Source organism: Spirosoma litoris (genome assembly GCF_054776755.1).
The window spans coordinates 315,924-325,244 of the sequence record NZ_BAAHBI010000042.1; the positions used below are offsets into that span (position 1 = coordinate 315,924).

Consider the following 9,321-nt stretch of genomic DNA (forward strand, 5'->3'; position numbering starts at 1 on the left):
TACTCATGAAAAAAATAAATCACAGTATCCTGGCAATCCTGCTGGCTGGACTGGCAACCAGTTGCGCCGATGTGCTCGATCAGGTGCCGGTGAGTGCCCTGACCCAAAATTCGTTTTTTCAGAATGCCGCCGATGCGGAAGCCGCCATCATTACCGGTTATGATGCCTTGCAGGGCGACGAAGTTCGTCAGCTTACCTGGGGTGATGCCCGCGCCGATAACCTGCGCGTACCGGTTGCCGAAATTGGTATTACTGATGGCAATACGCTGGATTTTCAGAATGACAACATCAGTACCAGCAGTCCTTATGCCCCCTGGAGTCGGTTTTATGCTGGCATCAACCGGGTCAATAACGTACTGGCCCAAGTGCCTACCATTAAAAGCCCGACTATCAACAGTGTAAAGAACCGGATTATGGGCGAAGCGTATTTTCTGAGGGCACTCAACTACTTTTATCTGGTCCGTTTATGGGGTGCTGTTCCGCTGGTTCTGGAGCCAACCCTGTCGCTGGATAAAGATCTGCAACCCGCCCGAATCCCTGCCGATAAAGTTCAGGATCAGATCATTGCCGATCTGAAACAGGCCGAAACGCTGCTGCCCGTTACCTATTCAACAGCCATCGAAACACGGGGAAGGGCCACGCAGGGAGCCGCTCAGGCCCTGCTCTGTAAGGTGTATCTGTGGCGAAGCTCCTACAATCAGTCGGGCGAATGGCAACAGGCTGCCGATTATGCGACTAAAGTACTGGCCAACAGTACGTATTCGTTGGTTTCGGGGGCGAATTACGGGACAATCTTTACGGCCAAAAACACGACGGAATCCATTTTCGAGCTTCAGTACAATTATACTAACCAGGAAACCAATGCACTGACTAGCTTTTTCCTACCCCGGAGTAGTAAAATAACAACAGGTGGTAACCAGACGCTGATTCCGACCCAGAAACTGGTCGATGCCTTCGAGGCAGGTGATGTGCGAAAAGCGGCTAGTATCTATACCAGTAGTCCAGCGACTGACCAGTTTCCGAACCTGCCAACGGTGGCCAAATACATGGGTACGGTAGTGGGTACTACCCGGTACAGTGATACGAATTTTATTTTTCTACGGTTGGCCGATGTGATCCTGATGCAGGCTGAAGCGCTGGCACAACTAGGCAAAACCGCCGAATCGGCTGCCCTGGTTAACCGCATCCGTAACCGGGCAGGACTTGCCAACACCACCGCTAGTTCGAAAGACGCGCTGTTGCTGGCCATCGAGCAGGAGCGATTTGTGGAGCTTTGTTTCGAAGGCCATCGCTGGTACGATCTGCTTCGGACAGGACGGGCCAAAGCGGTGCTGGGTGTCGACAAAAAAGCGTTGATGCCCGTCTATTACACTGAAATTCAGCTCAACCCGAACCTGCTGCCTCAGAATCCGGGCTACTGAGTATTTTGTCATTAAGTAGTAATTTGATTGTCATTAGTCGTGGTGTCGAGAGGTTGTGGTGTTGAGTTCTCAAACCCGATACCACGACAAACAACAAGGGTTTATGCAACCAAAACATCTTTTTATTACAAGCTGGTTATTGGCATTCCTGCTGGAGATTGCCCCACCACTCTATGCCCAAAAGCCTGATCAGCGCGACATAAGCCAGGGGTTTTCTATCTACGAAAATGGATACATCGATCAACCCTACGTAACGGTATTGCCCAACGGCAACTGGCTAGGGGTCTTCACGACCGGAACTGGCAAGGAAAGTATGCCCGGTCAGCACGTAGTGGCAACGACCAGTACCGATCAGGGACGTAGCTGGTCGCCCGTAGTCGATGTGGAACCAAGCAGTGGTCCGCTGGCTTCCTGGGGCATGCAATACCTGACGCCCTACGGTCGGCTTTACGTATTTTACGATTACAACGGCGATAACATCAGCACCCTGAATGGAAAGCCCCTGCGAACGGCGGGCGAACTAGGCTGGTATTGTTATAAATATTCGGATGACTTTGGGAAGACTTGGTCGGAACGCTACCGGTTACCCGTCAGGAAAACGCCCGTTGATCTGAACAACGACTGGAAAGGCGAAGTCCAGATGCTGTGGGGCATTTCAAAACCCATTTCGGTAAAGGGGGCTATGTATTTTGGCTTCACTAAAATGGGGAAGTTTCAGATGGATCTGGGTGAAGGCTGGTTCTTCAAATCCGACAATATTGATACCGAAAAAGACCCCACTAAACTGCACTGGCAAATGCTACCCGACGGCGAACAGGGGCTCCGTAGCCCAACGCTGGGTTCTATTCAGGAGGAACATAACCTCGTCAGTCTCAACAATGGGGATCTGTACTGCATGTACCGCACCACGCAGGGTTTTCCGGCCCACGCTTATAGCCGCGACGGTGGCCGTAGCTGGACGATGCCCGAAGCCGCTACGTATACGCCCGGCGGGCAAATCATGAAAAACCCGAGAGCCTGCCCCCGCGTATTCCGGTGTCAGAATGGGAAATTTCTGTTCTGGTTTCATAACCACAGCGGGAAAACCTGGGAGGGGCGCAACCCTGTATGGATCAGTGGTGGTATTGAAAAAGATGGGCGGATTCACTGGTCACAACCCGAAATTCTGCTGTATACAACCGACTTAAGTGCATTGGGCATGAGTTATCCCGATTTGGTTGAACAGGATGGCCACTACTGGATGACCGAAACCCAAAAATCGAAAGCCAGAACCCACGCCATCAACAAGGCGCTGCTGGATGGCCTGTGGGCACAAGCTACGGCACATGCGTTAACGACAGACGGATTGATCACGACCAAAAAACGAATCAAGGCGCGCCAGTTAATGGATATGCCAGCCCTACCCAGCCTGAAAGAAGGTGGCTTTAGCCTGGATGCGTGGCTGACGCTGACCGACCTACAACCGAATCAGGTGGTGTTCGACAGCCGCGACCAGCAGGGGAAAGGCATTTGGATAAGCACGACCGACCAGCAAACGCTCCGGTTGTTTCTGTCGGACGGAACTCGTACCGACAGTTGGGACACAGACCCCGGCCTGATTCAACCCGGCCGAAAGCAACACGTTGTATTTGTAGTAGATGGGGCTCCTGATATTATTTCGGTACTTATCGATGGGCGTCTGTGCGATGGCGGTACGTCCCGGCAATACGGTTGGGGACGATTCAGTCCTGAACTGACGAACATCAATGGGAGCAACAAAGCGGTAATGGCACCCAGTCTGCATGGACAACTTCATAGTCTGAAACTCTATAACCGCTATCTAACCACGAGCGAAGCCATTTCCAATTTTAATGCCGAACAAATTCACTAGTTCTATGGGTAGATTATTAAGCCATACAAACCGCTACGTGCTCTTTTGGGGGTTATTAGTCAGTAGCAGTCCGGCCTTGTTGCACGCGCAGGACCCACGTAATATCACAACCGGAACCATTATTCCCGACGAGACCTACAGCGATCAGCCCTATATCGTTAAAACCAATGACGGGGCTTGGCTGTGCGTACTCACCACTGGATCGGGGCACGAAGGTGCGTCGGGACAGCACATCATTACCGCGCGCAGCCTGGATCAGGGCAAAACCTGGACCGACAAGCGTGAAGTCGAACCGGCCGATGGTCCCGAAGCTTCCTACGCGGTATTGCTGAAAGCCCCAACAGGCCGTGTGTTTGTCTTTTACAATCACAACACCGACAATATCAGGGCTGTAAAAGGCGATAATCCGCCTTATGCTGACGGACTGGTGAAACGGGTCGATAGCCAGGGGTACTTCGTCTTCAAATATTCCGACGATGGGGGCAAAACCTGGTCGGCCAACCGCATCACCATTCCCATCCGAAATTTTGAGATTGACCGAAAGAATCCGTATGGTGGTAAAATTCAGTATTTCTGGAATGTCGGCAAGGCGTTTACCGACAAAGGAGCGGCTTTCGTGCCTGTTCATAAAGTCGGCGGGTTTGGCGTTGGGTTCTTTACGTCGAGCGAAGGTGCTTTGATCCGTAGCGCCGACCTACTTACCATCAGCGACCCGGCCAAAGCAACCTGGAGCACCTTGCCCGACGGCGAGATAGGTCTGCGAACACCAGCCAAAATAGGTGGCCCGATTGCCGAAGAACAGAGCTTTGCGGTGCTGAGCGACGGGTCTTTTTTCTGCGTGTACCGCACCATCGACGGACACCCGGCCTGTACGTACAGCCGCGATGGCGGTCATACGTGGGAGCCGCCCCAGTACATGCAATACGCCAACGGTCGGCTGGTGAAGCATCCGCGAGCTGCTAACTTCGTCTGGAAGTGTGAGAACGGGAAGTTCCTCTACTGGTTTCATAATCATGGGGGGCGATTCATCCGTGAGCACCCGAACCGCCGGAACATGGCCTACGAAGATCGCAATCCGGCCTGGGTAATGGGGGGCATCGAAGCGGATTCACCCAAAGGAAAAATTATCCGGTGGACACAGCCCGAAATCCTGCTCTACGACGACGATCCGCTAATTCGGATGAGTTACCCTGATCTGGTGGAAGACAAAGGGGCGTACTACGTTACCGAAACCCAAAAAGACATCGCCCGTGTTCACAAACTCGACTCGAAACTGCTCAACGGCCTTTGGAACCAGTTTGATAATCAAACCCGAACAAAAGCGGGTCTGGTACTGGACTGGACGTATCAGAAAGGTGCGTTTCCGCAAACGGTAGCTGCTCCGGTTTTGCCCGAATTCTACAAACGCGATACCAAAAAGCTCGAACAACCGGGCGTGAGTACAGCCCAGGGATTTACCATCGAGTTAGCCTTTACCCTGAAAAAACTGAGCCCAAACCAACTCCTGGCCGATACCCGCGACAGTACGGGTAAAGGCTGGTACGTTCGGACGACCGGGCAGAAAACCCTCGAACTGGTGATGAACGACGGGCGAACGCAATCAGCCTGGGCCTGCGATGAAGGAGTACTAGCCGAAAACAAGCCGCACTACGTCAGTATCATCGTGGATGGTGGACCCAAAATCGTAGCGTTTGTGGTCGATGGTATTCTGAACGACGGCGGCACGTCGCGGCAGTTTGGCTGGGGGCGATTCAGTCCGTATTTGAAGTCGGTAACTGGTTCGTCGCAACTGACACTTGGCAAGGATTTTACCGGGCAATTGGCTGAGCTATCCGTCTATGACCGGGCCCTTACGATTTCTGAAGCGGTCGGGAATTACAAAGCCAACAAAAACTGATTTTTTTTCTGACAGGATTAACATGATTTACAGCCGGGCCGCCGGGCGGATTGGTTGCTCAGAATAAATCATGTCAATCCTGTAAATCATGTCAAAAGAAACCTTTTCAAAAACACGATTTCCATGAACTTAAAACGCTCCATGATAAACGCTAGTATCGATACGGCCAAAACGGTTATCGCTCATTTTGGCGTACAGCTCCCACCCTTTGCCTACTGGACTGTTGATCAATGGCTTGACGCCGGACCCGAATACGCCGAAATCCGGGATTGCATGCTTGGTTGGGACGTAACGGATTTTGGCAGTAAGGATTTTTATACCATTGGCCGAACCCTGTTTACCGCCCGAAACGGGCGGCTGAACGTAACGGGATACCCAAAACAATACGCCGAGAAATGGCTAATCGATCCTGAAAGCCAGCGAGCCCCGGCCCATTTCCACCTGTCAAAACGGGAAGACATCATCTGCCGGGCAGGTGGGAATATTCTGGTGCAACTGACCAAAGCCGACGCCGACGGAAACCCTTCGTCGGAAACCTTCGTGACGCAGGTCGACGGCTGCACCCGGCGGCTAGGCCCCGGCGACATCGTGCGTTTGCGTCCGGGCGAGAGTGTGACGATACATCCCCGCACGATTCATCAATTCTGGGGTGAAGAAGGCACTGGCTGGCAAGTAGATGGGGTAGGCTACACGCTTAGTTCGGAGATTTCGAGCGTTTGCGACGATTGGAACGACAATGTTTTTCTGGTCGATTACGGGGTTCGGTTCCCCGAAATTGAAGAGGATGAACCTCGGCGGTATTTTCTCTGCCACGAATATCCGGCCGCCCTTATTGAACAGTGACCACTACCACACACCTGACACCTGATTACCCAAATTGACTTGATTTAATTAATCGCCAAAACATTTCAGTGTTGTAAACTATACCCTCATGACCTATCGTTTGTCGATTATTTTACTAGCTCTATCGTTGCTGCTGTTGATAGCAGCCGGTATCTTATGGCTTACGGGGAATCAGTCCACTACAGGTCTGTTGCTACTGGCCGGGCTGGTTGGGCTGGCCCTTGCGTTCCGTTATTTCCAGGCACTAAAGGGCTTTTCCTACCCGGTCTGGATTTTGGCTGCGGTCAGCGTCGCCATGTTATATCCGCAGTATTTCTTCATCGTCGGCGATTTTCAACTCAAACGTCTGATCGTACCTTTTGTGCAATTAACCATGTTTGGCATGGGTGCACACATGAGTTTCGACGATTTCAAAGGGGTAGTCCGAATGCCAAAAGGGGTGTTTATTGGTATCGGCTGCCACTTCATCGTGATGCCCCTGGTTGGATTTAGCTTATCGCATCTATTTGATTTTCCGGCTGAAATTGCGGGTGGGGTCATTTTAATTGGTTGCGTATCTAGCGCGATGGCGTCCAACGTTATGTCATATTTGTCGGGAGCTAATCTGGCGCTGGCCGTTACCATCGGCGCCTGCTCGACCATTCTGTCGCCATTTGTTACGCCTTTTCTGATGAAGTGGCTGGCGGGTCAGTACGTAGCGGTCGATATTGCTCACATGATGATCGACATCACCAACATGATCATTATCCCGATTGTGGCGGGTTTCCTCTTCAATCTTTTCTATTTCGGCAACGTAACACCCCGCGAGCGGGCTATTCAGCTTTTGGGATTCGCTGGCGTGATCCTTCTAACCAACGTATTGATGATGATCGTAACAAAGGCAGATGGTTCGGGCTTTCTGATGGCGCTGATCCGTTCGTTTTTCTGGTTCTACATTCTGCCAATAATGACGGCTATCTTCCTGAAAAACCGCAACGTCAGCCGCCCAACTCTTGACAGCGTACTGTCGTTTGTAGCCATGCTCGGTATTGTCATCAACACGGTCATCATCACGGCGTCAGGGCGGGATAACCTACTGGCCGTGGGAAGCCTGCTGATTGTGAGCTGCCTGCTACACAACCTGATTGGACTAAGTGTTGGTTACTGTATCGCCTTGCTGTTTGGCCTGCCCGAACGCGACCGCCGGACCATTGCGTTTGAAGTGGGCATGCAGAACGGGGGCGTCGCTACGGGTCTCGCTCTGCAAATGGGCAAAGTTGCTACCGTTGGGCTAGCCTCCGCCATTTTTGGCCCATTGCAAAACGTAACGGGTTCGGCGCTGGCCAACTGGTTTCGGAAACGCCCTACTCAACCGACAGATAGAGCAGATTTGAAAGATATCGATGTGTTGGCCTCGCCAAAATCAACTTCAACTGTTTAAGTGATCGCCAAATGCCCTATTACCGACAGTAAACTTAACGAATTACAGCCCATCGTGTATGCTCTCTATCGGTGCACACCAACTATCTTTTTGCTAACAGACAACATATAGGTCGGTCGATTGAACCACCTGACGAATTAATTTATATTGTTCTCGGAGACGATTGCTAGGACATTGCACCTAACTTCCTAAGCAACCATAGCTGGCGGCTTTATCTGTAAGCCTTACGGTTAAAGGTTTAGGATTTTTCTAGAATTGATTTCATTCGTTAATCTTAAAAAACACAACAAATCCAGGGTTTTACAGCCCCTTGGAAATCCATAGATGTGAATTCATCTAAGCTAGTTTTGGCTATCAGTGTCAATTTGCATTTTAATCGTCGTAATAGTTGCGCGCTTATTGTCGCAAATCTATTCATTATAAAGTAGTATGAATGGAGTACAATGTATTTCTACTTCAAATTCTCATTATTTGTATTTTCTATTGAATACAGGGGATTATTCTTCTCAGAATAGATTGCCCGAGTTATATATGGTAGGCACGTACTAGCGCCTTAAAAAATTGGCGCGCTTGCCGGTCTATCCGTAAATATTGTCGACTTAAAGCCCATAAGTTGTCCCAATCACTTTGGGGAATTAAGGGCTCATCTGAAGTAAGGAAGGGCCATCACATACGGTCAGTTTTCCGTAAGTAGAAGCTGAGCGACGAACATCATCGTGTCTTTACCCCGTTTGGTGAGCCAGTTTTGACTGGAGTTTAAGCCGCCTGCCGGTACTCAACTGGTGTCATAAACTACAATGCCCGATGGGGTCGTTCTCTATTGTATTCCATCAGTCAGAACAGTTACCACAAATCAATCTGGATGGTAGAGTGCTTCGGGGCACCGTCAAAACTGGCATTAAAAAGAGTGGTATATGCCTTCAGATCGGATTAAAAAGCGGGTTTGTTATGTAGAAACAAACTTGTATTTACTGGATGATTTAGTGGCCTGGATTCATCTGAAGAACGTAATTGTCGTCGAGGCTAGTGCCAACAGGGGGCCAGGCTGACGACTGAAACACGTTATTATCTCAGCAATTTAGAGCTGTCGGCTCAAACCTTCAATCAGTTCATTCGCCAGCACTGGAGTATTGAAAATCGGCTTCATTAGAAGTTAGATATTGTTTTTAGTGCAGATTGTCAACGAGCACGGCTGAACAATGCCGAGGCTAATCTAAGTACTATCCGAAAGCTGGCTCTGCAGGCCTTAAATCGGCTGGACGATAAAGAAAGCACGAAAAACTCTGGTTGGGATGACGAATATCTCAAATCCGTATTAGCCAAAATCGATCTTAATTAAATGCGTTTAACCTATCCTACCAACTCAGCTACTTCCCGTTTCTTACGTCTGACTATTTTATAGGGAAGAGCATTCAACTGATGACGCACCAGGGGTAAGCGTCGCCGGGAGATAGGTACCCGAGCCTGATTGCTCATGATTAGATACGAAGGCAAACGCAGACTGGGGGCCAGCGTGAACTCACAGGCATAGACAGGATTAATCAGCACCTGTTTATGCACCCGCAGAAAATGCGGCCACCGCTGTGCATACCATTTCAGTGTGCGGGCCATCAGCAGTACAGCCCCATCCAGCAGATGAAGATAACAATAATTGACATCGCCCGTCAGGTAGAGGACCCTTTGGGGGTCGATTCGGACTTGCTTTCCTTTCGAAGAGGAGAAGACGTTTTGCATACACATAGATCGAGTGTGAAAAGGAACACCAGGAAGGGTATATACGTCGTCACGCTATACCCTTCCTGGTATGGTCTTACAGGCCATTGATGATACGAGCGTAGACGTTGTTGAGCCGATTCACATCATAACTCCC

The 9,321-nt window shown here is 50.4% G+C and carries 6 protein-coding genes; 5 read left to right on the forward strand and 1 reads right to left on the reverse strand.

Annotated features, from left to right (window positions below; all coding sequences use genetic code 11):
- Positions 1 to 5: 5 nt before the first annotated feature.
- The 5 genes from ACYVGR_RS26335 (at position 6) to ACYVGR_RS26355 (ending at position 7,451) form a co-directional block, all read left to right on the forward strand.
- Positions 6 to 1,421 carry a RagB/SusD family nutrient uptake outer membrane protein gene (locus ACYVGR_RS26335; RefSeq protein ID WP_460962419.1) on the forward strand — a complete coding sequence of 472 codons (1,416 nt, stop codon included), beginning with the start codon at positions 6 to 8 and terminating at the stop codon, positions 1,419 to 1,421.
- A 103-nt stretch (positions 1,422 to 1,524) separates the two neighbouring features.
- The gene (locus tag ACYVGR_RS26340; RefSeq protein WP_460962421.1) at positions 1,525 to 3,291 is read left to right on the forward strand and encodes an exo-alpha-sialidase; all 1,767 of its coding nucleotides are present in this window, start codon (positions 1,525 to 1,527) and stop codon (positions 3,289 to 3,291) included.
- Positions 3,292 to 3,295: 4 nt separating this feature from the next.
- On the forward strand, positions 3,296 to 5,188 hold the full coding sequence (locus tag ACYVGR_RS26345; RefSeq protein ID WP_460962423.1) for a LamG-like jellyroll fold domain-containing protein: 1,893 nt from the start codon (positions 3,296 to 3,298) through the stop codon (positions 5,186 to 5,188).
- A gap of 123 nt (positions 5,189 to 5,311) precedes the next feature.
- Positions 5,312 to 6,031: a D-lyxose/D-mannose family sugar isomerase gene (locus ACYVGR_RS26350; protein ID WP_460962426.1), complete on the forward strand. Its 720-nt coding sequence runs from the start codon at positions 5,312 to 5,314 to the stop codon at positions 6,029 to 6,031.
- A gap of 88 nt (positions 6,032 to 6,119) precedes the next feature.
- Positions 6,120 to 7,451 (forward strand): bile acid:sodium symporter family protein, encoded by a 1,332-nt coding sequence (locus ACYVGR_RS26355; protein ID WP_460962427.1) that lies wholly within the window; start codon positions 6,120 to 6,122, stop codon positions 7,449 to 7,451.
- 1,350 nt (positions 7,452 to 8,801) lie between these two features.
- Here ACYVGR_RS26355 and ACYVGR_RS26360 read toward each other — a convergent pair.
- On the reverse strand, positions 8,802 to 9,185 hold the full coding sequence (locus ACYVGR_RS26360; RefSeq protein ID WP_460962429.1) for a LytTR family transcriptional regulator DNA-binding domain-containing protein: 384 nt from the start codon (positions 9,183 to 9,185) through the stop codon (positions 8,802 to 8,804).
- Between the last annotated feature and the right edge of the window lie 136 nt (positions 9,186 to 9,321).